Genomic DNA, 24,579 nt, shown 5'->3' with positions numbered 1-24,579 from the left:
ACTGCCGGTTGTGATGCGCCGATTTCTAGCTCTACGCTTTTACGCCGATCGGGCGGATGTGTCAGTCAACACTTCCGCCCGGAAAACGCAGATCAGGCTTCCTTGAAGCGATAGCCGACGCCGTACAGCGTCTCGATCATCTCGAAATCGTCATCGACCACCTTGAACTTCTTGCGCAGCCGCTTGATGTGGCTGTCGATGGTGCGGTCGTCGACATAGACCTGGTCGTCATAGGCCGCGTCCATCAGCGCGTTGCGGCTCTTGACCACGCCGGGCCGCGTGGCCAGCGCCTGCAGGATCAAGAACTCCGTCACCGTCAGTGTCACCGGCTCGTTCTTCCAGGTGCAGGTGTGACGCTCCGGGTCCATCCGCAACAGGCCGCGGTCCAGCGCGCGTGCATCCGGCTCCTTCGGAACAGCGGTCGGATCCTTGGGCTGGCCGCGGCGAAGCACGGCCTTGACCCGCTCGACCAGGAGGCGCTGCGAGAACGGCTTACGGATGAAATCGTCGGCGCCCATTTTGAGGCCGAACAATTCGTCGATCTCTTCATCTTTCGAAGTTAAGAAGATCACCGGTAGATCGGACTTCTGCCGCAACCGGCGTAACGTCTCCATGCCGTCCATACGCGGCATCTTGATATCGAGGATCGCAAGGTCCGGCGGCGAGGTGCGGAACCCGTCCAGCGCCGAGGCACCATCCGTATAGGTCATGATGCGATAGCCTTCGGCTTCGAGCGCGATCGATACGGAAGTGAGAATGTTGCGGTCATCATCGACCAAGGCGATTGTGGGCATGAGCCTCTGCTTTCGAATAAGAGTGGCTTAAACGGCGGGCAGTTCAGCCAGACGCCGCATAAATGGACTTCGTACACGGTCAACGAGCAATGCAAGCTGGGCTGAAGTGTGACCGAGTTCCGCAAAACGCTCCCAAGGAGACGCGAGGCCCCCCATATAGCACCCTGACCATCTGAGAAAAGGCCCTTTTTTGCAATAAGATGGCCGGAAAGGAACCATGGATCCGACCGCAAATTTTGATGCTTCCAAACTCGCCCGATCACTGCTGCGACGGTGTCGGCAGGGCGCACTGGCCACGCTTATGCCCGAAAGCGGCGATCCCTATTGCTCGCTGGTGAACGTTGCCAGCCATGCGGATGCGTCGCCGATTCTGCTGCTTTCGCGGCTGGCATTGCACACGAAGAACATCCTCGCCGACAGCAGGGTGTCGCTGATGTTGGACGAACGCGCCGCCGGCGATCCCCTGGAGGGCGCGCGGATCATGCTGGCTGGCCGGGCCGAGGAGGCGCAAGGGGAAGCTGCGAAAATCCTGCGCCGGCGCTATCTCAACGCTCATCGATCAGCGGAAGCGTTTGTGGATTTCAAGGACTTCTCGTTTTTCCGGATCGTCCCGTCAGGCCTCCATCTGGTCGCTGGATTCGGCCGCATCATCGACCTCAAGCCTGAGCAGTTTCTGACCGAGATCGGCGATGCCGCCGATTTGCTGCAAGCCGAGCAGGGCGCCGTCGAGCATATGAACGAGGATCACCGCGAGGCGATGAACCTCTACGCGACCAGACTGCTGGGCGCCGAGTCCGCGGACTGGCGCTGCACCGGTTGCGACCCCGACGGCCTGGACATGCAGGCTGATAGCGCGACGCTGCGGCTGGATTTCCCGGACCGGGTGACCAATGGCACGGAGCTGCGCAAGATGCTGGTGCGGCTGGCCGGCGAGGCGCGGGCGAAGGGTTAACGCTTGTTGTCATTGAGCGCGGATTGAACGGGTGCGGACGTTTCCGCGACCTAATCAAAGCCCGCGCAAAGGTGACAGCGAAAGCCCGCATGAAATCCCGCAATCGATTGATATTTTCAGTGTGCCTCGCGCTGTTGTCGGGCACGTGCCTCTCCGCCCCATCGCTGGCGCAAAAAGGCGATGTCGCCGCGCTCAGCTCCAAAATCAGGGAGCTTGGCCGCGCCGGAAAATACGCGGAAGCCGTCGCGCTGGCACGGGGACAGGTCGAAAGCCTCGAGAAAAAATTCGGTCCGGCGCATCGCGATGTCGGCGCGGCGCTAAACAATCTGGCGGAGGCCTACGGCAACCAGGGCAGGGATAGCGAGGCCGAGCCGCTGTTCAAGCGGGCCATCGCGATCCTGGAGAAGGCGGTGGGGAGCGACTCGCCGGAGGTTGCGGCGACGTTGAACAATCTGGCCGCGCTGTATCAGCGGCAGCAGCGCTATGCTGACGCCGAGCCGTTGTTCAAACGCGCGCTGGCGGTGCGCGAAAGATCGCTGCCATCAGGCCATCCAGACCTCGGTCAATCCCTGAACAATCTGGCGACGCACTACGAGAAGCCCGGCCGCCATGGCGATTCCGAGCCGTTGTTCAGACGGGCGCTGGCGATCTACGAAAAAGCGGCAGGCCCCGAGCATCCCGCGGTGGCGACGCTCTTGAACAATCTCGGCCAGGTCACGAAGGTCCAGCGCCGCTATGCCGAAGCCGAGCCGCTGATCCGGCGGTCGCTCGCGATCCGCGAAAAAGTGCTGGGCCGCGAGCATCCGGATGTGGCGCGCTCCCTGAACAATCTCGCCGACCTCTATGAGCGGCAGGGCCGTTATGCCGAGGTGCAGCCGTTGTTCGAGCGGGCGCTCGCCATCCGCGAGCGTGCCGTCGGCCCGGACCATCCCGATACCGCGACGTCGACCAACAATCTGGCGTCGTTCTATCAGGCGGCGGGCCGTCCCGGCGACGCGCTGCCGTTGGTGCAGCGGCTGATCGGAAATGGGCACGCGCAACCCCGCGCTGCCCTTCCGGTACTGGCAGACGCGGAGCGCCAGCAATTAATGCCGCGCGACAAAGCCGTGAACGATATGCTCAACGTGATCCAGCGCGGCACCCAGTCGTCGGTCGCATCCGCGGTCAACAAGCTCGCCGTGCGGCTGGCTGCAGGAAGCGATCGCCTCGCCGACCTGGTTCGCCGCGATCAGGATATCGCCAGCGAAGCGGAAGCGCTGGACAAGTCGATCCTGGCGGCCGTCTCGAAGGAACGGTCGAAGCGCGACGCGGCCTCCGAGCAGCGCGCCCGAGCCCGGCTTGCCGCCATTTCGACAGAGCGAGCGTGGCTGCAAAAGACCTTATCTGCGGAATTTCCCGACTACGCCGCCCTGTCGAATCCGCTGCCGCTAACGGTGAACGAAATTCAGTCGCTGTTGTCAGGCGACGAGGCGATGGTGCTGTTCGCGGTCACCGAGGTAGAAAGCTACGTCATCGCGATCACCCGCGAGAGCTTTGACTGGAAGCTGATCCCGCGCGGGGCGGAAGCGTTGTCGCAGAAGATCGCTGGGTTCCGCCGCGGGCTCGATCTCGGTATTGCAAGCGATGCTTCGGGAAAATCCGGTCTGTTCGATCTGGCGCGCGCCAATGAGCTGTATGAGACGCTGCTTGCGCCGGTCGATGCGTTGATCAAGACAAGCCGTCGCTTCTGGTGGTGGCGTCGGGTGCGTTGACGGCGCTGCCGTTCCATCTGCTGGTGACCGAAAGGCCGAAGGCCGCCATCCCGGAGACATTCGAGGGCTATCGTGACGCGGCCTGGTTGTTGAAGCGCCAGGCGGTCTCAATATTGCCGTCTGCCGCGAGCCTGAAAGCGCTGCGCGTGTTTGCGCGCAAAGAGCAAAGCACCAAGCCGATGACCGGCTTTGGCGATCCCGTTTTCAACCCCGGTGCGAAACCCGCTGATGGCAATCGCCCCACCAGGACAGCCGCGCGCAGTCTTGCGACCGGCGCCTACACCGATTTCTGGCAGGGTGCCGGCGTCGATCGCGCGCGTCTGGCGGATGCCTTGCCGCAATTGCCCGACACCGCCGACGAATTGAACGCAGTTGCCAAGAACCTCGGCGTCGCGGCTGCCGACATTCATCTCGGCGAAGATGCCAGCGAAACCACGCTCAAGCGCACACAGCTCGCCGATTACGGCATCGTCTATTTCGCCACCCATGGTCTCGTGGCCGGTGACGTCAAAGGCCTTGCCGAACCGTCGCTGGTGTTGAGCATTCCGAAACAACCGTCGGAGTTCGATGACGGCCTGCTCACCGCGAGCGAAGTCGCGCAGTTGAAGCTCAATGCCGATTGGGTGGTGCTATCAGCCTGCAATACGATCGCCGGCGACAAGCCCGGCGCCGAAGCGCTCTCGGGCCTTGCGCGATCGTTCTTCTATGCAGGTGCGCGGGCGCTGTTGGTCTCGCATTGGGCGGTCAATTCGGAAGCTGCCACCCGGCTTTCGATTTCGACCTTCGACCGCATGAAGGCCGATCCCAAATTAGGCCGCGCTCAAGCGTTGCGTCAGGCAATGCTTGCTTATCTCAACGATACGTCCTCACCGCGCAATGCCTATCCGGCGTTCTGGGCGCCGTTTGCGCTGATCGGAGAAGGTGCTGGGCACTGAAATATTCTGATTGTGCGGCGCAGCATTCTCCGCGAGGGCGAGCCCGCGCCTGATGGTCGCGCAACCATGATAGGCAAACGGCTAAAAGCAGTGCAGCAAGCGATTGATGCAAATCAACCTTCCGCGCTGGAATAAACCAAATCGCGTGGATCGGCTTGGCAAGCACGGCGTTCATCAATATAGGTCGCCGCACCGAGGCCGGAAGGCTATATTCAGGGTTCACCGCGACAGCACGCGTCTAGCGACATGCGCGCGCTTCGAGTAACGCGGGTTCGAGGAGGATTTTCTTCGTGCAAGAGACGGGTCTACGCAACGGTGCCTTCGGTGCCGACAAGTTCGGCTTAAAAAATCTCAAGACGGTGCACTGGAATCTCGGCGCGCCGCAGCTTTATCAATATTCACTCGCGGCCGGCGAAGCGGTGTTGTCGGCCGACGGCGCGCTGTGCGCGGACACCGGTGAATTCACCGGCCGCAGTCCCAAGGACAAGTTCACGGTCCGCGATGCGACCACCGATAAGAACATGTGGTGGGCCGGCAACCAGTCGATCACCTCGGATCAGTTCGCTGCGCTCTATGCCGACTTCCTCAAGCATGCGGAAGGCATGACGCTGTTCGCGCAGGATCTTTACGGCGGCGCCGATCCGAGCTTCCAGATCAAGACCCGCGTCTTCACCGAGCTTGCCTGGCACTCGCTGTTCATCCGCACGCTGTTGATCCGGCCTGAAGCTTCGGCGCTCCGCGATTTCGTGCCTGAGCTCACCATCATCGACCTGCCGAGCTTCCGCGCCGATCCTAAACGTCACGGCGTGCGCTCGGAGAACGTCGTCGCGATCGATTTCGCCCGCAAGATCGTCCTGATCGGCGGGTCTTATTATGCCGGCGAGATGAAGAAGTCGGTCTTCACCACGCTGAATTATTACCTGCCCGCCAAGGGCGTGCTGCCGATGCACTGCTCGGCCAATGTCGGCCCCAAGGGCGACACCGCGATTTTCTTTGGCCTGTCCGGTACCGGAAAAACCACGCTGTCGGCCGATCCCAACCGCACGCTGATCGGCGACGACGAGCATGGCTGGGGTAACGACGGCGTCTTCAATTTCGAAGGCGGCTGCTACGCCAAGTGCATCAAGCTGTCGAAGGAAGCCGAGCCGCAGATCTTCGCCGCCAGCAGCCGCTTCGGCGCCGTGCTCGAGAATGTGGTGCTCGACGAAGATACCCGCGTGCCTGACTTCGACGACGGTTCGAAGACCGAAAACACCCGTTCGGCCTACCCGCTCGACTTCATCCCGAACGCTTCGCGCACCGGCCGCGCCGGCCAGCCGAAGAATGTCGTGATGCTGGCCGCGGACGCTTTCGGCGTATTGCCGCCGATTGCAAAGCTCTCGCCGGCGCAGGCGATGTATCATTTCCTGTCCGGCTATACCGCCAAGGTCGCGGGCACCGAACGCGGTCTCGGCAATGAGCCGCAGCCGGAATTCTCCACCTGCTTCGGCTCGCCGTTCCTGCCGCTCGATCCCTCCGTCTACGGCAACATGCTGCGCGAGCTGATCGCCAGGCACAATGTCGATTGCTGGCTGGTCAACACCGGCTGGACCGGCGGCAAATACGGCATCGGCAGCCGCATGCCGATCAAGGTGACGCGCGCGCTGCTGACCGCGGCGCTCGATGGTTCGTTGCGCAATGTCGAATTCCGCACCGACAAGTATTTCGGCTTCGCGGTGCCGACCGCGCTTCCGGGCGTTCCCAGCGAGATCCTCAATCCGGTCAACACCTGGAAGGACAAGGCCGAGTTCGACAAGACTGCCCGTAGCCTGGTCGGCATGTTCCAGAAGAACTTTGCCAAGTTCGAAGCCCAGGTTGACGCCGAAGTCCGCGCCGCCGCGCCGGATTTGAAGCTCGCGGCGGAATAAGGCTCAAACGCAATCAACTGCTCCAAAGGGCGGCTTCATGGGCCGCCCTTTCTGCTTTTTCGACGAATTTGGCTGTTGTCCGGAAAGACCGCGTTGCTGGGCGTGCGGCGATCGGCGATCTGCAGGCCGAACAGGCTGCTGATCAATTCGACCGCAACGCGCGCGGTGCGGCCGCGTTCGTCGAGGAACGGGTTCAGCTCGACGACGTCAACTGATCGCACCAGACCGGAATCGTGCAGCAACTCCATGATGAGATGCGCTTCGCGATAGGTCGCGCCGCCCGGTACCGTGGTGCCGACGCCGGGGGCGACCGCAGGATCTAGAAAATCGACATCGAAGCTTAAATGCAGCACCCCGTTGCTTGCCCTGACGCGCTCGATCACGCGCCGGATCAGGACGCCGACGCCGAACTCGTCGATCGCGCGCATGTCGGCGATCGCGACGCAGCGGTCGAACACCAGCTTCTTCTCCAGCGGATCGATCGAGCGGATGCCGAACAGATCGAGCCGCTCGGGACCGATCGAGGCGCGGGGCACGTTGCCGAGCAGGCCCTCGAGGCCGCTCTCGCCGCAGAGAAAGGCCGCCGACATGCCATGCATGTTGCCGGTCTCGGTTGTCTGCGGCGTGTTGTAATCGGCATGGGCATCGAGCCACAGCACGAACAACGGCCGGCCCTGTTCCTGCCAGTAGCGTGCGACGCCGTTCGCCGATCCCATCGAGAGCGAGTGATCGCCGCCCATGAAGATCGGAACGGCGCCGGATTGCGCGAGCAAATACGAACGCTCGCTGAGCGCGCGGATCCAGGTTTTGATCACGTCGTAATATTTGGCGTTTGCCGGCGGCGGACCCTCGGAGGGAGCAATGGCCGGCGTCGGCATGTCGCCATGATCTTCGACGGTAAAGCCGAGTTGATCGAGGATGCGGCCGATGCCTGCGGTGCGCAGCGCCGCCGGTCCCATCAGCGTGCCAGCCTGCGAGGCGCCGATCTCGAGGGGGACACCGAGCAGGGCGATGCGGGGAGCATTGGCGTCGGACATGCAGGCCACCTTTCGATGAATCGCAGGGTGCAAAGCGCGAGCCGCCAGTGCCTCCCCACCTTCTGTCAGACCTCATACTGAGGAGCCGCTTAGCGGCGTCTCGAAGGATGAATGGCACAGGCGGGGGCCTCGTGGTTCGAGACGGCGCTGATGCGCCTCCTTACCATGAGGGTCTAAAGTGACCCGGTGCTCACGCCTTGAAATAGGCGATTTGCGTCGTGGTTGCGAGGAGGCGTCCCGACGGCGACCACAATTCGCCGTGCTGGTCGCCATAACTCCTGTGGAAAGTTCTGGCGTCGGCCACCGCCAGCACATGGGTGATATCCTCGGCCCCCAGTTCTTCTGACGCGGTATGAAAATACGTCGTGAGCGACACCGTTCCGAATGGAACCAGTTCGCGGCGAGCCAGGAAAATCCGTCCGAAGAAGGCGTCCGACATCGACATCAGCGACAGCATGTCGATCTTCCGCGGCGCGCGGTCGCCGATCCATTGTTTGGAGAATGCATCGAGCGGCACCGCGGCAGGCGAGCCGTAGAAACTCGGCTCGCCCTCGACAAAGCGGAAATCGTACTGGTGCGTCCAGGTCATCGGCGTGTTCGGGAACGAACGTGCCTGCTCAAACGGCTTAGCGCCCGGAAATTTTGCCTGCTGATGCGACCAGGACGGACGGCGCTCGGCGAACACCGCGGTCGCCAGCGTCGCGACGTCGCCGCCGCCCTGCGTCATCTCCACGCACCAATGCTGGCTCGAGCGGTTGCCCTTCGCCAGGCGCACGTCGAGATCGAAGCCGCCCTCCGCGATCGGTGCGCAGAAATTCACCGTGAGCGACAACGGATCGCCGGCACGCTGCGGATGCTCCATCAGCGCGCGCAGGATGGTGGCGGCCGTGCAGCCGCCGAACGGGCCGACAAATGCCCAATAGTCCGGGCTGGTCCTGCCTTGCCAGCAACTGTCGCCGGCGGTGACCTGCGTGGCGTCGTCGAAAAGATGTGGGCCTTTGGTGAGCATTGATACTCTTCGATCTTCAGAGGCGCGACGGAGGTGCCGCAGGGGCCGTCATTGCGAGCCAACGGGTTGGGCGAATGCCCGCCCGATGACAGGCTCCGCGGAAGCAATCCATTGCGCCGCAAGCGGAGAAGTGGATTGCTTCGTCGCTTGCGCTCCTCGCAAAGACGTGGATGCAGTATCACTGCAATCCCAACGAATTCAATTACGCAAGAAATAATGGATTCCCGTGTCCCGAAATTACCGCGTCGCCCCGCGCTGGGCGCCTGCCTCCGGCACCACCGCAGCCGCCCGCACCGGCACGTTCCAGATCTCCTCGGCATACTCCCGGATGGTGCGGTCGGAGGAGAACCATGGCATCCGCGCGACATTGAGGATCGAGGCGCGGGTCCAGGCCGGGACAACCTGCCAGCGCGCGTCGATGCCGCGCTGCGCCGCGTAATATGAATCGAAATCGGCCGAGACCATGTAGTGGTCGAGGTAGCGCAGCGCGTGGCCGATCGAGGCAAAGCGGGCGCGATCGTCCGGCGAGAAGGCGCCACTCTCGATCGCGGTAATGGCTCGCGCCAGCCGCGGCGAGCGGCTGATCACATCGGTCGCATCCAGGCCCTGCTTGCGCCGAACCATGACGTCGCCGGCCTCCATGCCGAAAATCGCGATGTTCTCCGCGCCGACATGGTCACGGATTTCGATATTGGCGCCGTCGAGCGTGCCGATCGTCAGCGCGCCGTTCAGCGCCAGCTTCATGTTACCGGTACCGGAAGCCTCCATGCCGGCGGTCGAAATCTGTTCGGATAGATCGGCGGCCGGAATGATCACTTCGGCGAGGCTGACATTGTAGTCGGCGAGAAAGACGACCTTCAGCCTTCCTGCGACATCAGGGTCGTTGTTGACGACTTCGGCAACATCGTTGATCAGCTTGATGATCAGCTTGGCGTAGCGATAGCTCGCCGCCGCCTTACCGGCGAAGATTTTTACGCGCGGCACCCAGTCGCGCTGCGGCTCGTCCTTGATCGCCTGGTACAGCGCAATGGTCTCGACGACATTGAGCAATTGCCGCTTGTACTCGTGGATGCGCTTGATCTGGACGTCGAACAATACCGACGGATCGATCTTGACGCCAAGGCGCTCGTTTATGAGCCGCGCCAGCGCCAGCTTGTTGTGATGCTTGACCTCGCGAAAGCGCTGCTGGAACGCGTTGTCGCTGGCGCGCGCCTCAAGGCGCTCGAGCAGCGAGAAATCGTCGAGCACGGCCTCGCCGCAGACCTCGCGCATAAGGCCAGTGAGCTTTGGGTTGGCCAGCATCAGCCAGCGGCGGAAGGTGATGCCGTTGGTCTTGTTGGTGATGCGGCCGGGATAGAGATGATTGAGATCGTGGAACACGGTCTCTTTCATCAGGTCGGAGTGCATTGCGGACACGCCGTTGATGCGGTGCGAACCGACGAAGGCGAGCTGCCCCATCCGCACGCGGCGTCCGGATTTCTCGTCGATCAACGACACCGACGCGCGATATTCGATGTCGCCCGGACAACGCTGATCAGCCAGCGCCAGATGCGCGGCATTGATGCGGTAGATGATTTCGAGATGCCGCGGCAGCAGCCGCTCGAACAGTTCGACCGGCCAGGTCTCCAGCGCTTCCGGCAGCAGCGTGTGATTGGTGTAGGACAGCGTCGCCACCGTGATCTTCCACGCCTCGTCCCAGCGGAAATTGTGCAGATCGACCAGGATGCGCATCAGCTCGGTGACGGCAAGGCTCGGATGGGTGTCGTTGAGCTGCACCGCGACCTTCGACGCCAAGCTGCGCAACTGTCCGTCGGAGGCGAGGTGCCGCTTGACCAGGTCCTGCAGCGAGGCCGAGACGAAGAAATATTCCTGCCGTAGCCGCAGTTCGCGGCCCGCCGGGCTCTCGTCGTTCGGGTAGAGGAATTTGCAAATCGATTCCGCCCGCGCTTCCTCGGCGACGGCGCCGAGGTAGTCGCCGGTGTTGAAGACGTCGAGCCGCAGCGGGTCGGGCGAGCGCGCCGACCATAGCCGCAGCGCGTTCACGTGTTGGCCGCGCCAGCCCACGATCGGCGTGTCATAGGCGACGGCCTGCACGGTTTCCGCCGGGCGCCACGTTGCGCGGTCGCGCCCGCCGTCGTCGACATGATCGACAAAACCGCCGAAATGAATGTGATAGACCACTTCCGCCCGCAAGAATTCCCAGGGGTTGCCGAAGCTCAGCCATTCGTCCGGATATTCCTGCTGCCAACCCTGCGAAATGATCTGGCGGAACAGGCCGAAATCGTAGCGGATGCCGTATCCGATAGCTGGAATCGCGAGCGTGGCCATGCTTTCCATGAAGCACGCCGCAAGCCGCCCGAGGCCGCCATTGCCGAGCGCTGCGTCCGGCTCGCATTTGCGCAAATCATCCAGGTCGACGCCGAGATCGCCGAGCGCCGCCTCGAACACCGGCAATAGGCCCATATTGTTCAGCGCGTCGGTGAACAGACGGCCGATCAGGAACTCGAGCGAGAGGTAATAGACCCGCTTGCTGCCCGCATCGTAGCTTTCCTTCTCGGCCATTAGCCAGCGGTGCACGATGCGGTCGCGCAGCGCCAGCGCCGCGGCCTTGTACCAATCACGACGCGTCGCCATGCCGGCGTCCTTGCCGATCGCAAGGCGCAGCTTGGCTAGAATGGCGCCCTTGATCTCGGCCAACGCGAGTTCGTCGACCGGCTGGCCAAGTGCCGGATAGTTCCCTGCGATTTGTTCCTGCAACACGTCGATCCCTGCGTTGACTCATAACGAACATACGCGCCTTGTCCGGCAATCGAAACGCCGGAGAACGCGGGAGTATGTTGTGCACTGCGCTGGTATGATTTTATGCAAAGACCGGGCCGATTTCGCGGCACCGGCGGCCCGCCTTTGGTGTTATGATTGAAGTACGAAGTCAAGAGATCGCTAGGATTTTGGTAACGGGTGCTAGTGCGCGGGAAGGACACGCGTGCCGTCAGAACGGGAGGCCTGCCATGAGATTGACGATCGAGATCGCCGCCACTGCGTTGTTGGTCGTCTGCTTGAGTGCGACCAGCGCAGCCTTTGCCGCGGGCAAGTCCGGCAAGAGCGCCGACGGTCTGGGTTGTTCCTTCAGCGTTGCGAAGGGCGCTTCACCCGCGGCGCGCTGTGCCGCGATCAAGCGCCAGTGTGGCGGAAAATTCTACGCCAATTACTGCGGCGACAAGCTGTTGTCGGCGACGTGAAAGGAGTTCCGGGCGGTTCATACCATTGCGCCATTCCAAGCTTCGCCCTCCTCGGCAAGCCCGCGGTACCGGAGATAGAGCTTTTGCAGCAGCTCGAAATGCAAGGTGGACGAAATCTCGTCGAGCGGTATAGCAAGCAAGGCCCGGTCGTCGCTGTCGAGAGTGGATACGATCGCATTTGCCCGATCGATCGCGTCGGCCGCTTCCAGCAACAGCGTCCGGATCTGGCTGGCTTGCGTCCCGTCCATGCTTCTCGATCCTTGCGGCACCGGCCGTAGAAAATCTTGATAGGCAAAATTTCGGCGCCAAGCTAGAACAAATTAAGAACACTTTAGCAAGTCTTTGATATATCATTGTGATTCGGCATAACGCCGGCACAACATCTATGGCCATCCGAGCTTGCGAGGACTACATGTCCACCATCGCTTTCGATCAGTTCGCTCTCACCCGCATCGCCGATTTCGCACGCTCACTGTCGCGCCTGCATCAGGCCTCGCGTCGCCAGCTCGTCGACGACGACGCGATCGACCGCGAGTTCAACGCGGTCTGCATGTCGGTGTGGGGCTACACCACGGATGATTTCAGCGACGAACTGTTTTCGATCGAGGACCACGCCTTTCTCGATTCGCTGGATGAGGCGCAGGCGCGGATTTTTGCGGCCGAGCAGGGCTACGACCTCGTCGACGATCAGGGTATGCTGACGGACTGGTGGGGTTATTGCTGGATGATTCTCGCCGAGAAGCGCGGATTGCTGACGCCGGAAAATCGCGCCGCGGCGCGCGCGACGATCGAGGAAAAATATCTGTCGGCGCCGAACGTGATCGGCGTCATCGTCGGGCGGTAGTGCTGGCGTCAGCTATGTGAATGCTGCGAGGCCGGGCCCACGCTACTTTGCATGGGGTTGTTTTCGCAATTTTTGTGTTTGGGCCCTGCGGCGTATTGCGGGTGCCCTATCGCGCTTCCGCCCGCTTCACCGCTTTCGGCGCGGCCGTCTTCGGGATCGAGGCGGTCGGCAGTTCGTCGTCGCGCCGTGCTTCGGGCAGCGGCGCGGTGCCGGCGACCATCTCGGCGCTGACCGGTGCGACCTTCATTTCGCCGAGTCGGGCGCGGACATCCGCCGTAAGGCCGGGATAGGAGGCAACCGGCGTAAACTCCGCCGCGTGGTCGACGCCAAGGCGTACGCCGGTATAGGCCACCAGGCCGTCGGTGGTGGCGACGACGTCGCCGGAGCGGAGCGAGGTGTCGAGCATGAGATCGACCGGGGCAAGCCCGGACGGGCTTCTGCCGTTGCAGGTGCAGTCGGCACTTAGCGCCTTGCGATAGGCGTAGGCGTTCTCGCTGTCGGCATAGCGCTCGCCGTTACTGGCGGTCGCGCTGTCGATATTGCTGCCGTAAAACACCTTGGTGACGCTGGCCGGGCAGAACGCCTGGCAGGTCTGGACCGGCGAGGCGTTGCCGCGCATGGTCAGCGGAAAATATTTTCCGTCGCAGCTTCGCACGCAAAATGCAGGCCCGGAGCCGGCCACGCGCGGGGCCGGGGCGGGCGCTGATGGCTGCTGATTGATACCGAACGGATCCGCGAAGAAATTGGCTTGCGGCGCTTGCCGCGTCTGCTGCTTCGGCGCGCCGCCGAACAGGAAATCGAACAGGCCTTCGGCGGAAACGCTGCCGGGCGCGAGCACGAGAGAGCCCGAAAGGATCGCTGCGGCAACAAACGTCGCGCGGCGCCGCGCGCGCGAAAAAGCCAACTCTGTACGCAACGCCAACTCCACCCAACGCAACAGACGCGCTGAAGCGCGACGGCTTCAGTTCGGGTAACCTTAACGGCGGATGGTAAATGAGTGGTGAGCGGGGGCGGGGAGAGCCGAAAGAAACGCGGGGGTGAGCCAGGAACCGCGCTCTCTCCTCGGCATGGCAGGGCTTGACCCGGCCATCCACGTCTTTCTCGCTGCCGGCAGGTCAAGTCGTGGATGTCCGGGATAAGCCCGGCATGACGGCCGTGTGCGCGGGGGCACCGCAATCACGCCTTCAAAAATTCACCCGCCTTGTACAGCGAACGAAATTCAAGCCCTGCCTCGGCAAAGGCTTCGCTCGCGCCTTCCTCACGGTCCACCATGGTGAGCACCAGCACGATCTCGCCGCCGGCATCGCGCACAGCCTCGACGGCCTTCAACGCCGATCCGCCTGTGGTGGTGACGTCCTCGACGATCACGATGCGTTTGCCCTGCAGGGTCTCGCCCTTGGCCAGCCCCTCGACTGCGAGGCGGGCGCCATGTTCTTTTGGCTTCTTGCGCACGAAAAACGCCGCGATCGGGTGGCCCTTGAGCCAGGAGAGCTGCGCGATCGCGCCCGCCAGCGGGACGGCGCCCATCTCCAGCCCACCGACGAAATCGAGATTGTCGTCCTTCAGCGCCTCATAGGTCAGTTCCGCCAACAGTGCCGCGCCTTCGGGGTCGAGCATGGTGGGCTTGAGGTTGAAATAGAAGTCACTCTTGCGGCCCGAGGCCAGCGTGATCTCGCCGCGGCCGAACGAACGCTTGCGGATGATCTCGGCGAGACGGGCGCGGGAGGCTGATTTGGACACGGCGGTTTTCCCGGGGTTTCTCAAGCGGGGCGCAATCTATCGGCGCTTTCAGGCACATTCCAGCCCCGATCCGGCGCCGTCAACAGGGCACAATGTCCGTCCCGGCGCAGGCCTGCCAGCTCGTATTCCGTAGCCGCTGTTGTAACGCCTCGAAGTTCCGGGGTAGTGGATACCGCGCTTTCGCGGGGTACGAAAAAATGACGATCGAACTGCACACCTGGAACACGCCGAACGGCCGCAAGATCTCGGTCGCATTGGAGGAAATGGGGCTGCCTTACAAGGTGATCCCGGTGAACATCACCAAGGGCGAGCAGATGGCGCCCGAATTCCTCAAGCTCAGCCCGAACAACAAGATCCCGGCGATCGTCGATCCCGACGGCCCCGACGGCAAGCCGGTCAGCATCTTCGAGTCAGGCGCGATCCTGCTTTATCTCGGCGAGAAGACCGGCAAGTTCCTGCCCAAGCCGCTGGCCGAGCGCATTCCGGTCTATGAGTGGCTGATGTGGCAGATGGGCGGTTTTGGGCCAATGCCCGGCCAGGTCCATCATTTCATCGCGCTGGAGAACGAAACCGACCGCGCCTATGGCCTGAAGCGCTTCATGGCCGAAACCCGCCGGCTCTACGGCGTTCTCGACCGCCGGCTGGAGGGCCGTGAGTTCGTCGCTGATGCCTTGTCGGTCGCCGACTTCGCCATCCTCGGCTGGGCCTGGCGGCACCCGCGCCACAAGGTGGAGCTGAAGGACTTTCCGAACGTCGAGCGCTGGTACAACGTCCTGATAGCCCGTCCCGCGACCAAGCGCGGCATGGAAGCGAAGTTGGATTGATTTTCTTCGTTCTCCCACAAGGGGAGAAGGAAGAAGTCACGCCCGCTTCGCCTCGAACGCCATCTTCACCGCAAGCCCCGCCAGCACGGTCCCCATCAGCCAGCGCTGCAGCAACAGCCACGTCGCCCGGTTGCCTAGAAACATCGCGATCGATCCGGCGGCGAGCGCGATCATCGAGTTGACGCTGACGCTGATCACGATCTGGATCGCGCCGAGCGCCAGCGACTGCGTCAGCACGCTTCCCACAGCCGGATCGATGAACTGTGGCAACAGCGCCAGATACAGCATTGCAATCTTCGGATTGAGCAGATTGGTAACGAAGCCCATCGCAAACAATTTGCGCGGGCCGTCGACTTGCAGCTTCTTCACCTGAAACGGCGAGCGCCCGTTCGGCTTCAGTGCCTGCCACGCCAGCCACAGCAAATAGGCCGCACCGGCAAACCGCAGCGCGTCGTAAGCATAGGGCACTGCGAACAACAGCGCGGTGATCCCAAACGCCGCGCACAGCATGTAGAACACAAAGCCGAGCGCGACGCCACCCAGCGACACGATCCCGGCCGCCGGCCCTTGCGTGATCGAGCGCGAGATCAGGTAGATCATGTTCGGCCCCGGCGTCAGCACCATGCCGAGCGAGACCAGGGCAAAACCAAGCAGCGTTGTGATGTGAGGCATGGGAGACTCGCGGGGAGGGATGCGCACGTTTCTAGCGTGCGAGCCGCGGCGATTCCATTGCGCAATTGCACCGAGGACATTTCTGGCGGTGATGGAGGCCTATCTACATACACGTCTGTCATCGCCCGGCTTGGCCGGGCGACCCAGTACGCTGCGGTTCTTCCGAGAAGTGCGGTGGTCAACGCGGCGCGGATTGCGCTTCACAAATCCTGCTCTGGAATACTGGATCGTCCGGTCAAGCCGGACGATGACAGAGCAGCTAATGCGCCTCGTCCCAATTATTCGCAGCCCGCGCATCGACCTGCAGCGGCACCGAGAGCGCTACCGCCGGGAACGGCGCGTCCTGCATGACGTGCTGCACCACCGGCAGCGTCGCCGCCACTTCCTCGTCGGGCACCTCGAAGATCAACTCGTCATGAACCTGTAACAGCATCTGAGCCGACAGCTTCTTCTCCGCCAGCGCATCTTCCATCCGGATCATGGCGCGGCGGATGATGTCGGCGGCGGTGCCTTGCAGCCGCGCGTTGATCGCAGCGCGCTCGTTGAAGGAGCGGATCGAGGCGTTGGAGGCCTTGATATCGGGGTAGTGCATCTTCCGGCCAAATAGCGTCGTGACGTAGCCGTTGGTGCGGCAGAAATCCCGCGTCTCGTCCATATAGGCACGGATGCCGGGGAAGCGCTCGAAATATTTCTTGATGTAGGCGGAGGCTTCCTCGCGGGCGATGCCGAGCTGGTTGGCGAGGCCAAACGCGGAGATGCCATAGATGATGCCGAAATTGATCGCTTTCGCCCGGCGGCGCACCTCGCCCGGCATGTCCTTGATCGGCACGCCGAACATCTCTGAGGCCGTCATGGCGTGAATGTCGAGCCCGTCGCGGAAGGCCTGCTTCAGCACGGGGATGTCGGCGATCTCGGCCAGCAGCCGTAGTTCGATCTGCGAGTAATCCGCCGACACCAGCTTGTGGCCGGGCGTCGCGATAAAGGCGCGGCGGATCTTGCGTCCGTCCTCGGTGCGAACCGGGATGTTCTGCAGGTTCGGCTCGTTTGACGACAGCCGCCCCGTGGTGGTCGCGGCCAGCGCGTAAGTGGTGTGCACGCGATGGGTCTGCGGATGCACGTAATTCGGTAGCGCGTCCGTATAGGTCGATTTCAGTTTTGAGACCTGCCGCCACTCCAGAATCTTCTTCGGAAATTCGTGGCCCTGTTCGGCGAGCTCATCGAGAATCTGCGCCGAGGTCGACCACGCGCCGGTCTTGGTCTTGGTGCCGCCGGGGATGCCCATCTTGCCGAAGATGATGTCGCCGATCTGTTTGGGGCTGCCGACATTGATCGGCTCGCCGGCGATCTCCTGCAACTCGGCCTCGACGCGCGCCGCGGTCTGGGCGAAATCGCCCGACAGCCGCGACAGCACCTGGCGATCGATCGAAATGCCGCGCCGCTCCATCCGCGCCAGCACGGTGACCAGCGGCCGCTCCAGGGTCTCATAGGCCGTCATCATGTGCTCCGCGGCGAGCCGGGGCTTGAGCACGCGATGCAGCCGCAGGATCACGTCGGCGCTTTCGGCCGAGTAGGCGGTCGCCTTGTCGATCGCGACCTGGTCGAACGTGAGCTTGCTCTTGCCGTTGCCGATTAGCTCGCTTTCGCCGATCACGGCATGGCCAAACCAACGTTCGGCGAGTGACCCCAGCGCATGTGAATTGCGTCCGGCGTCGAGCGCGTACGACATCAATTGCGCGTCGTCGACGTTGCACAGGGTGATGCCGTGCTGCGCCAGCATCACGGTGCTGAACTTGATGTCGAAGCCGATCTTGAGAATGCCCGGCGATTCCAACAGCGGCTGCAACCCCGCCAGCGCCTCGGCGACCGTGATCTGGTCCGGTGCGAGGCCAGCGTCAAACAGGCCTGCGCCGCCGCCGGATTGCTTGTGCGTGAGTGGAATATAGCAGGCGTCGTTTGGCGCCAGCGCCAGCGCGATGCCGCAGATGTCGGCCTGCATCGGATCGTCCGAGCTCGCTTTGGCGTCGATCGCAAAAGTGCCGGCGTCATAGGCCCGCGCAACCCAGGCATTGAGCTCATCGAACGTGCGGATGGTCTGATACTTGGTCCGATCGACCGGCAGCTTTCGCGCAGCTTCCGCGCGGGCCGCAGCCAGCGATATCGGCGTACCCTTGTGGCTCGCCTCCTTGTCCTGTTTGTCGCCGCCGGTCTTGCCCGGCGCGGTGCCAGCTTTGCCGGCGGGCGGACTGTCGAACAGCGTCGCGCCTTCAACATAGCCCTCCGGCTTCTTGCCCGATGGCGGCACCGCGAAGACACTGGCGCCACTTTTGTTTCCCGCATCCGGCTCGATATCGGCGGGATCGATCTGCGAATATTCGGCGACGCGGCGGGTGAGGGTGGAGAATTCCATCGCCTTGAGGAAGGCGATCAGCTTGCGCGCATCCGGCTCGTGCACGGCAAGGTCATCGAGCGGCACTTCGAGATCGACCTTGTCGTCGAGCAGCACCAGTTGCCGCGAGATCCGCGCCTTATCGGCGTTCTCGAGCAGGGCCTCGCGCCGTTTCGGCTGCTTGATCTCGCCGGCGCGCTGCAGCAGCGTTTCGAGGTCACCATATTCGACGATCAGTTGCGCCGCGGTCTTGACGCCGATGCCGGGCACGCCGGGCACGTTGTCGGTGGAATCGCCGGCCAAAGCCTGCACCTCGACGACCTTTTCCGGCGGCACGCCGAACTTCTCGATCACTTCTGATATGCCGATGCGGCGGTCCTTCATGGTGTCGTACATGGTGACGCAATCGGTCACGAGCTGCATCAAATCCTTGTCCGAGGACACGATGGTGGCGGAGGCGCCGCGCTCGCAGGCAATGCGGACATAGGTCGCGATCAGATCATCGGCTTCGAAGCCAACCTGTTCCAGGCACGGCAGATCGAACGCCCGCACCGCCTCGCGGATCAGCGCGAATTGCGGGATCAGATCGTCCGGCGCCGCTGTCCGGTGGGCCTTGTAATCGGGATAGAGCTTGTTGCGGAACGTGATCTCCGATTTGTCGAACACGACCGCCAGATGCGTCGGCCGGTTATCCTCGGGCATCTCGCGCAACAGCTTCCACAGCATGTTGCAGAAGCCGAGCACGGCATTGACCTGCAGCCCGTCGGATTTGCGGTTCAGCGGCGGCAGCGCGTGATAGGCGCGGAAAATGTAGCCGGAACCGTCGACCAGGAAGACATGGGCGCCTTTGGCGGGGGCTTTGGCGGGCGCCTTGGCAGGGGCTTTGGCGGCGGGAGCGGGTTTCGCGGCGGCTTTGGGGGCTGATTTTGGCATGGCCGAAATTTAGGGATTTTTGCGCGGATTGACAGCCTTGGGAGCGGGATTTTGAGGCCAATACACACCCGTCGTCACCCCCACAGCCGTCATCACCCGCGAAGGCGGGTGATCCAGTACGCCGCGGCGGGCGTGTTCAACTGAGGGAGCCCGGAGTACTGGGTCGCCCGGTCAAGCCGGGCCACGACAGCCAGGTGTGTCGAGCACCTTACTCCGCCGGCTGCAACGCGGGCCTGGCCTTCTTCGGCACGATCCAGAACGCGGCCGGGCGCTCGAACAGAAAATTCGCTCGCAGCGCCAGCGCCAGCCGCCAGATCACCACCGCCCCCGCGACGCCTGCAACCGTCACGATCAGCGAGACCATCCCGATATCGGTAATCAAGCCGGTCTTCAGCAGCACCGTTCGGGTCACTGCCATCGGCAGGAAGAAGGCGAGATAGATAACGATGGAATGCTCGCCGCAATAGCGCAGGAAATTCAGCCACTGCATGCGTGCCAGCAGCGTGCCCATGGCGATGATGGCGCCCGCGCCCGCGAAGCCGAGTGCCAGTGAAACGAGCGGCCATTCGTCAAAGCCGGATACGACCAGCGCGCCGTTGACGAGCGTCCACAACGCGACGCCCACGAGTGCGAAGCCCGGGCGCGCCCGCGCGCGGTCCGACAATGCGAATACGTAGTTGGCAAACAGGTAACCGGAATAGAAATAGACGAAACGCCCGCAGAATTCGTCGATCACGGTCCAGCCGGTCGTGATATGCGACATCTCGAGCGCCGCGGCCGCGAGCCAGATCGCAAGCGGCGGGGCGCCGCGCAACAGTTTTGTGACAACGAAGAACACCGGCAACAAATAAATGAACCACAGCGTGCCGAACGGCTCGATGAAGGATTCCAGATACATGACACCGACATGCCGCCAACCCGATTCAGCGGCGAAGCCAGGAGCCTTGAAGCCGAACTGGATCGTCACCCACAGCACATAAAAATATGCGAAGTGCAGGACTTTGCGGTCGAGATAGGTGCGCCAGTCACGGTCGATGACGACGGCGAGAAACAAGCCCGAAAGCAGGAAGAAATCCGGCATCCGGAACGGTTTTGCGAACATCACGAACGCATGCATGAAGCCGGTCTGGCCGGCCGCCGCTTCGACCCCCAGCACCGAATGCATCATCACCACCATGACGATGCAGATGCCCTTGGCGTAATCCACCCAGTCGATGCGGGTGGAGCGTTCCGTGACGACGGATGTGCCGTTTAAAGTCATCGGTGTCCCTTTTTGGCGCGAGGTGGCCGCATCTTCGGCCTGATCCGTTGCTTTCTTCTTTCTCCATACAAAGGCCATGCCGGGATCTGCGCTGCTTTTCCGGTTTCCCCTTTGATGAAAAATGCTCTAAGACGCCCGCAAATCGGGATTAGCGTTAACCATCAAATACGGATTGTTTTCATGCGAATCGCCATGATTGGCACGGGCTATGTGGGGCTGGTATCCGGCGCCTGCTTTGCCGATTTCGGCCACCAGGTCACCTGCGTGGACAAGGATGCCGGCAAGATCGAAGCGCTGCGCCGAGGCGAGATCCCGATTTTCGAGCCCGGCCTCGACGCGCTGGTCGCCTCCAATGTCAAGGCCAAGCGGCTGGATTTTACGACCGACCTGACCGCGCCGGTGGCGGAAGCCGATGCCGTGTTCATCGCGGTCGGAACGCCGTCGCGGCGCGGCGATGGCCACGCCGATCTCACTTACGTCTACAGCGCCGCACGCGAGATCGCAGCCGCGCTCTCCGGTTTCACAGTGGTGGTGACCAAATCGACCGTGCCGGTCGGCACCGGCGACGAGGTCGAGCGGCTGATCCGCGAGGCCAATCCCACGGCTGACGTCGTGGTCGCCTCCAATCCGGAATTCTTGCGCGAAGGCGCCGCGATCCGCGACTTCAAATTCCCCGACCGTATCGTGGTCGGCACCGATGACGAACGCGGGCGCAAGGTGCTCGGCGACGTCTACCGGCCGCTGTCGCTTAACCAGGCGCCGCTAATGTTTACGGCGCGGCGCACCGCGGAGCTGATCAAGTACGCGGCGAACGCGTTCCTCGCCACCAAGATCACCTTCATCAACGAGATTGCCGATCTCTCCGAAAAGGTCGGCGCCGACGTGCAGCAAGTCGCGCGCGGCATCGGGCTCGACAACCGCATCGGCTCAAAATTCCTGCATGCGGGTCCGGGCTTCGGCGGCTCCTGCTTTCCGAAGGATACCCGCGCGCTGGTCAAGATCGCGCAGGATCATGATGTGCAACTGCGCATCGTCGAGGCCGTGCTCGGCGTCAACGACATCAGAAAGCGCGCGATGGCACGCAAGGTTTCCAACGCAACCGGCGGCCTGCGCGGCAAGACGGTCGCGGTGCTCGGCCTCACCTTCAAGCCCGATACCGACGACATGCGCGAGGCGCCGTCGATTCCGCTCGTCACCGGCCTGCTCGACATGGGCGCGAAAGTGCGCGCGCACGATCCGGTCGGCATGGAGCAGGCGAAGAAGGAACTGCCCGAGATCGAATATTGCACCGACCCCTACGAATGCGCGCGCGGCGCCGATGCGCTGGTGATCGTCACCGAGTGGGTCCAGTTCCGGGCGCTTGATCTGGAGCGCCTGAAGAATGAAATGGCGCAGCCCGTGGTGGTCGACCTGCGCAACATCTACCGCCCCGAGGACATGGCCGCGCAAGGCTTCGTTTACGAGAGTGTGGGACGGGCGCCTGAGCCGAAGGTGTGATACGTCGCTCGCCAATAATTCCGTCATGGCCGGGCTTGTCCCGGCCATCCACGTCTTGTTTTCTGGCCGGACAAGAAAGACGTGGATGCCCGGGACAAGCCCGGGCATGACGACGTGGTGATATATTGCCTCTTACCTTTGATACCCCTCTCCCGATCGACGCGGTGCTCGACGAACTCGGGCGCACGATCGCGGCTAACAACGCCGCGGTGCTGGTCGCCCCGCCCGGCGCCGGCAAGACCACGCGGGTGCCGCTCGCGCTGCTCGATGCGCCCTGGCTGAAGAGCCAGAAGATCATCATGCTGGAGCCGCGGCGGATCGCGGCGCGCGCCAGCGCCGAACGGATGGCACGAACGCTCGGTGAGCGGGCGGGGGAGACCGTCGGCTATCGCGTCCGCTTTGGCTCGAAGATCTCGCGCGCTACCCGGATCGAGGTCGTCACCGAGGGAATCTTTTCACGCCAGATTCTCGATGATCCCGAGTTGAACGGCGTTGCGGCCGTGCTGTTCGATGAATTTCACGAGCGTTCGCTCGATGCCGATCTGGGGCTCGCGCTGGCCCGCGATGCGCAGACCGGCCTGCGCGAAGATTTGCGTATCCTGGTGATGTCGGCCACCCTCGATGGCGCCCGGGTCGGCAAGTTGCTCGGCGATGCGCCTGTCGTTGCCAGCGAAGGCCGCGCCTTTCCGGTGGAGACGCGCTATCTCGGCCGCAAGGCGGACGCACCCATCGAGCGGCAGATGGCGGATGCGATCGCCACCGCGCTGCGCGCCGATCCCGGCTCGGTGCTGGCGTTTCTGCCGGGCGCCGCCGAAATCCGCCGTACGCAGAATTTTCTCAGCGAGCGGGTTCATGACGCGAGCGTCGAGATCGTGCCGCTGTTTGGCGCGCTGGAGGCCGCCGTGCAGGACCGCGCCATCGCGCCGGCGCCGAAAGGAACGCGTAAGGTCGTGCTGGCGACTTCGATCGCCGAGACCTCGCTGACCATCGAGGGCGTCCGCATCGTCGTCGATTCGGGACTGGCGCGGGTGCCGCGCTACGAGCCTGACATTGGCCTGACCCGGCTGGAGACCGTGCGGGCCTCGCGCGCCGCGGTCGATCAGCGCCGCGGCCGCGCCGGCCGCACCGAGCCTGGCGTGTGCTACCGGCTGTGGGACGAGCCGCAGACAGCGTCGCTTGCCGCCTACACGCAGCCCGAAATTCTGTCGGCCGATCTATCCTCGCTGGTGCTCGACCTCGCACAATGGGGCGTCAGCGATCCGGCGACGCTGGCGTTTCTCGATCCCCCGCCGGCGCCGGCGCTGAAGGAAGCGCGCAGCCTGCTTCTCGAACTCGGCGCTCTCGATAGCGACGGCCGCATCACCGCAGAGGGCAAGAGCCTGCGTGCGCTGGCGCTGCCGCCGCGGCTAGCACGCATGATCGTGGATTCGCATCGGCTGGGCGCGGGCGAAGAGGCCGCCGAAATCGCCGCAATCCTCACCGAGCGCGGCCTCGGCGGCGACAGCGTCGATCTCGACCAAAGGCTCGACCAATTCCGCCGCGACCGCTCGCCACGCGCTTCCAGCGCGCGCAGCTTGGCGCAGCGCTGGGCGCAGCAGGTTGCAGCGACGGAGCGCGTTCTCTCTTCTCACTCTCCCCTTGCGGGGGAGGGCCGGGGAGAGGGGGCCACACGGGAAGTCTTTCCTGCGGCCATCCCCTTCCCCAACCCCTCCCCGCAAGGGGGAGGGGAGCCCTACCATTCGCGCTCGCCTGACGCAGGACTTTCCACGGGCGTCATGCTCGCACTCGCCTTCCCCGATCGCATCGCCCGCAATCGCGGCAATGGCAGTTTCGTGCTCGCCAACGGCCGTGGCGCCGCCGTAGCGCAAGCCTCGTCGCTGGCGCGCGCGCCCTATATTGCCGTTGCCGAATTGACCGGCACCGCAGCCCAGGGGCGCATTCTGCTGGCGGCGCCGATTGCACAAGCCGATATCGAGGCGCGCTTCGCCGATCAGATCAAGGACACCGAAGAGATTTCGTTCGATCGCGGCGCAATGGCGCTGCGTGCCCGCCGCAAGCGGACGCTGCATGCGATCACGCTGTCGGAGGCGCCGGTGGCGCTAACGCCCTCGGCAGAGACCGCACGCATTTTCGCTGCGGGTTTGGTTGCCGCCGGGCTCGACAAGCTGCCGTGGTCGAAATCGCTGAAGCAATGGCGCGACCGCGTGATGTTCCTGCGCAAGGCGGAAGGTGATGGCTGGCCCGATCTGTCGGATGGTGCGCTGGCAGCCGAAGCCGAGAACTGGCTGGTGCCCGCGCTGTACGACAAGACCTCGCTGAAGGATTTTTCGCCCGGCGATCTCTCTGACGCGCTGATGACGCTATTGCCATGGGAGTTGCGCGCGCGGCTGGAGCGCGAGGCGCCGACGCATTTCGAGGCGCCAACCGGCACCATGCTTGCGATCGACTACGAGGCGGAGCAGGGGCCGACCATCGCGGTGCGCTTGCAGGAATTGTTCGGACTGAACACACATCCCTCGATCGCCAAAGGCAAGGTGCCGCTGGTGCTGGAATTGCTGTCCCCGGCGCAACGCCCGGTGCAGGTGACGCGCGACCTTCCAGGTTTCTGGCGCGGCAGCTATGCGGCCGTGCGCTCCGATCTGCGCGGCCGCTATCCCCGTCACCCCTGGCCGGAAGACCCTGCCACCGCGCTGCCGACCCGCCGCGTCAAGCCGCGCGGGACGTGAGCGTTTCGGGTGTCATTGCCGGGCTTAACCCGGCAATCCATCGTTCTTGAGAAGAGGCTTTTTCTGAAGATT

Annotated in this window: 17 protein-coding genes and 1 pseudogene; 8 read left to right on the top strand and 10 right to left on the bottom strand. The window is 63.3% G+C overall.

Annotated features, from left to right (window positions below; genetic code table 11):
- Nucleotides 1–92 precede the first annotated feature (92 nt).
- Nucleotides 93–794, bottom strand: coding sequence for a response regulator transcription factor (locus tag RX328_RS41660; protein WP_027541437.1), 702 nt, complete (start codon nt 792–794; stop codon nt 93–95).
- Nucleotides 795–1,011: 217 nt separating this feature from the next.
- On the opposite strand from RX328_RS41660, the gene RX328_RS41655 reads away from it, so the two are divergent.
- From RX328_RS41655 to RX328_RS41645, 3 genes and pseudogenes are all read left to right on the top strand, one after another.
- The gene (locus RX328_RS41655; RefSeq protein ID WP_213251128.1) at nt 1,012–1,746 is read left to right on the top strand and encodes a HugZ family protein; all 735 of its coding nucleotides are present in this window, start codon (nt 1,012–1,014) and stop codon (nt 1,744–1,746) included.
- 89 nt (nt 1,747–1,835) lie between these two features.
- A pseudogene (locus RX328_RS41650) lies at nt 1,836–4,432 on the top strand (CHAT domain-containing tetratricopeptide repeat protein).
- A 290-nt stretch (nt 4,433–4,722) separates the two neighbouring features.
- Complete coding sequence (locus RX328_RS41645; RefSeq protein ID WP_213251125.1) at nt 4,723–6,339, top strand: phosphoenolpyruvate carboxykinase; 1,617 nt, start codon at nt 4,723–4,725, stop codon at nt 6,337–6,339.
- Between the two features lie 35 nt (nt 6,340–6,374).
- Here the strand turns inward: RX328_RS41645 and rocF are convergent, their stop codons facing one another.
- From rocF to RX328_RS41630, 3 genes are all read right to left on the bottom strand, one after another.
- On the bottom strand, nt 6,375–7,376 hold the full coding sequence (gene rocF / locus RX328_RS41640; RefSeq protein ID WP_213251123.1) for an arginase: 1,002 nt from the start codon (nt 7,374–7,376) through the stop codon (nt 6,375–6,377).
- 190 nt (nt 7,377–7,566) lie between these two features.
- A complete protein-coding gene (locus tag RX328_RS41635; RefSeq protein ID WP_213251121.1) occupies nt 7,567–8,385 on the bottom strand; it encodes an acyl-CoA thioesterase in 819 nt (272 codons plus the stop codon).
- Between the two features lie 237 nt (nt 8,386–8,622).
- Entirely contained in the window at nt 8,623–11,151 is a 2,529-nt protein-coding gene (locus tag RX328_RS41630; protein ID WP_409410776.1) for a glycogen/starch/alpha-glucan phosphorylase, read from the bottom strand.
- Nucleotides 11,152–11,393: 242 nt separating this feature from the next.
- On the opposite strand from RX328_RS41630, the gene RX328_RS41625 reads away from it, so the two are divergent.
- The gene (locus RX328_RS41625) at nt 11,394–11,624 is read left to right on the top strand and encodes a hypothetical protein (protein WP_213251115.1); all 231 of its coding nucleotides are present in this window, start codon (nt 11,394–11,396) and stop codon (nt 11,622–11,624) included.
- A 17-nt stretch (nt 11,625–11,641) separates the two neighbouring features.
- Here RX328_RS41625 and RX328_RS41620 read toward each other — a convergent pair whose 3' ends face one another.
- Nucleotides 11,642–11,872: a hypothetical protein gene (locus RX328_RS41620; protein ID WP_213251112.1), complete on the bottom strand. Its 231-nt coding sequence runs from the start codon at nt 11,870–11,872 to the stop codon at nt 11,642–11,644.
- A gap of 164 nt (nt 11,873–12,036) precedes the next feature.
- On the opposite strand from RX328_RS41620, the gene RX328_RS41615 reads away from it, so the two are divergent.
- Nucleotides 12,037–12,468, top strand: coding sequence for a hypothetical protein (locus RX328_RS41615; RefSeq protein WP_213251109.1), 432 nt, complete (start codon nt 12,037–12,039; stop codon nt 12,466–12,468).
- Between the two features lie 106 nt (nt 12,469–12,574).
- On the opposite strand, the gene RX328_RS41610 is transcribed toward RX328_RS41615, so the two are convergent.
- Together RX328_RS41610 and pyrE are read right to left on the bottom strand one after the other, a co-directional pair.
- Nucleotides 12,575–13,384, bottom strand: a complete 810-nt coding sequence (locus tag RX328_RS41610; protein WP_213251106.1) for a DUF2865 domain-containing protein — start codon at nt 13,382–13,384, stop codon at nt 12,575–12,577.
- A gap of 260 nt (nt 13,385–13,644) precedes the next feature.
- Nucleotides 13,645–14,208 (bottom strand): orotate phosphoribosyltransferase, encoded by a 564-nt coding sequence (gene pyrE, locus RX328_RS41605; RefSeq protein ID WP_213251103.1) that lies wholly within the window; start codon nt 14,206–14,208, stop codon nt 13,645–13,647.
- A gap of 197 nt (nt 14,209–14,405) precedes the next feature.
- Between pyrE and RX328_RS41600 the strand changes: the two genes are divergently transcribed.
- Nucleotides 14,406–15,032 (top strand): glutathione S-transferase family protein, encoded by a 627-nt coding sequence (locus tag RX328_RS41600; RefSeq protein WP_213251101.1) that lies wholly within the window; start codon nt 14,406–14,408, stop codon nt 15,030–15,032.
- 36 nt (nt 15,033–15,068) lie between these two features.
- On the opposite strand, the gene RX328_RS41595 is transcribed toward RX328_RS41600, so the two are convergent.
- The 3 genes from RX328_RS41595 to RX328_RS41585 all read right to left on the bottom strand — a co-directional run bounded on the left by RX328_RS41595 (nt 15,069) and on the right by RX328_RS41585 (nt 20,284).
- Complete coding sequence (locus RX328_RS41595; RefSeq protein WP_213251098.1) at nt 15,069–15,704, bottom strand: LysE family translocator; 636 nt, start codon at nt 15,702–15,704, stop codon at nt 15,069–15,071.
- A 259-nt stretch (nt 15,705–15,963) separates the two neighbouring features.
- Entirely contained in the window at nt 15,964–19,023 is a 3,060-nt protein-coding gene (gene polA, locus RX328_RS41590; protein ID WP_213251095.1) for a DNA polymerase I, read from the bottom strand.
- Nucleotides 19,024–19,231: 208 nt separating this feature from the next.
- Entirely contained in the window at nt 19,232–20,284 is a 1,053-nt protein-coding gene (locus tag RX328_RS41585) for an acyltransferase family protein (RefSeq protein ID WP_213251092.1), read from the bottom strand.
- Nucleotides 20,285–20,464: 180 nt separating this feature from the next.
- On the opposite strand from RX328_RS41585, the gene RX328_RS41580 reads away from it, so the two are divergent.
- Complete coding sequence (locus tag RX328_RS41580) at nt 20,465–21,781, top strand: UDP-glucose dehydrogenase family protein (protein ID WP_213251089.1); 1,317 nt, start codon at nt 20,465–20,467, stop codon at nt 21,779–21,781.
- A gap of 125 nt (nt 21,782–21,906) precedes the next feature.
- A complete protein-coding gene (gene hrpB, locus RX328_RS41575) occupies nt 21,907–24,507 on the top strand; it encodes an ATP-dependent helicase HrpB (RefSeq protein ID WP_213251086.1) in 2,601 nt (866 codons plus the stop codon).
- Nucleotides 24,508–24,579: the final 72 nt, after the last annotated feature.

Source organism: Bradyrhizobium sp. sBnM-33 (genome assembly GCF_032917945.1).
Classification (GTDB): Bacteria; Pseudomonadota; Alphaproteobacteria; order Rhizobiales; family Xanthobacteraceae; genus Bradyrhizobium.
The sequence above is the reverse complement of the archived record's forward strand: the minus strand, read 5'-3'. Positions and strand labels throughout refer to the sequence as shown.

Coding starts and splice junctions, on each gene's coding strand:
- RX328_RS41660 (WP_027541437.1), bottom strand. CDS start 794: ATGCCCACAATCGCCTTGGTCGATGATGACCGCAACATTCTCACTTCC.
- RX328_RS41655 (WP_213251128.1), top strand. CDS start 1,012: ATGGATCCGACCGCAAATTTTGATGCTTCCAAACTCGCCCGATCACTG.
- rocF (WP_213251123.1), bottom strand. CDS start 7,376: ATGTCCGACGCCAATGCTCCCCGCATCGCCCTGCTCGGTGTCCCCCTC.
- RX328_RS41635 (WP_213251121.1), bottom strand. CDS start 8,385: ATGCTCACCAAAGGCCCACATCTTTTCGACGACGCCACGCAGGTCACC.
- RX328_RS41625 (WP_213251115.1), top strand. CDS start 11,394: ATGAGATTGACGATCGAGATCGCCGCCACTGCGTTGTTGGTCGTCTGC.
- RX328_RS41620 (WP_213251112.1), bottom strand. CDS start 11,872: ATGGACGGGACGCAAGCCAGCCAGATCCGGACGCTGTTGCTGGAAGCG.
- RX328_RS41615 (WP_213251109.1), top strand. CDS start 12,037: ATGTCCACCATCGCTTTCGATCAGTTCGCTCTCACCCGCATCGCCGAT.
- RX328_RS41600 (WP_213251101.1), top strand. CDS start 14,406: ATGACGATCGAACTGCACACCTGGAACACGCCGAACGGCCGCAAGATC.
- RX328_RS41595 (WP_213251098.1), bottom strand. CDS start 15,704: ATGCCTCACATCACAACGCTGCTTGGTTTTGCCCTGGTCTCGCTCGGC.
- polA (WP_213251095.1), bottom strand. CDS start 19,023: ATGCCAAAATCAGCCCCCAAAGCCGCCGCGAAACCCGCTCCCGCCGCC.
- RX328_RS41585 (WP_213251092.1), bottom strand. CDS start 20,284: ATGACTTTAAACGGCACATCCGTCGTCACGGAACGCTCCACCCGCATC.
- RX328_RS41580 (WP_213251089.1), top strand. CDS start 20,465: ATGCGAATCGCCATGATTGGCACGGGCTATGTGGGGCTGGTATCCGGC.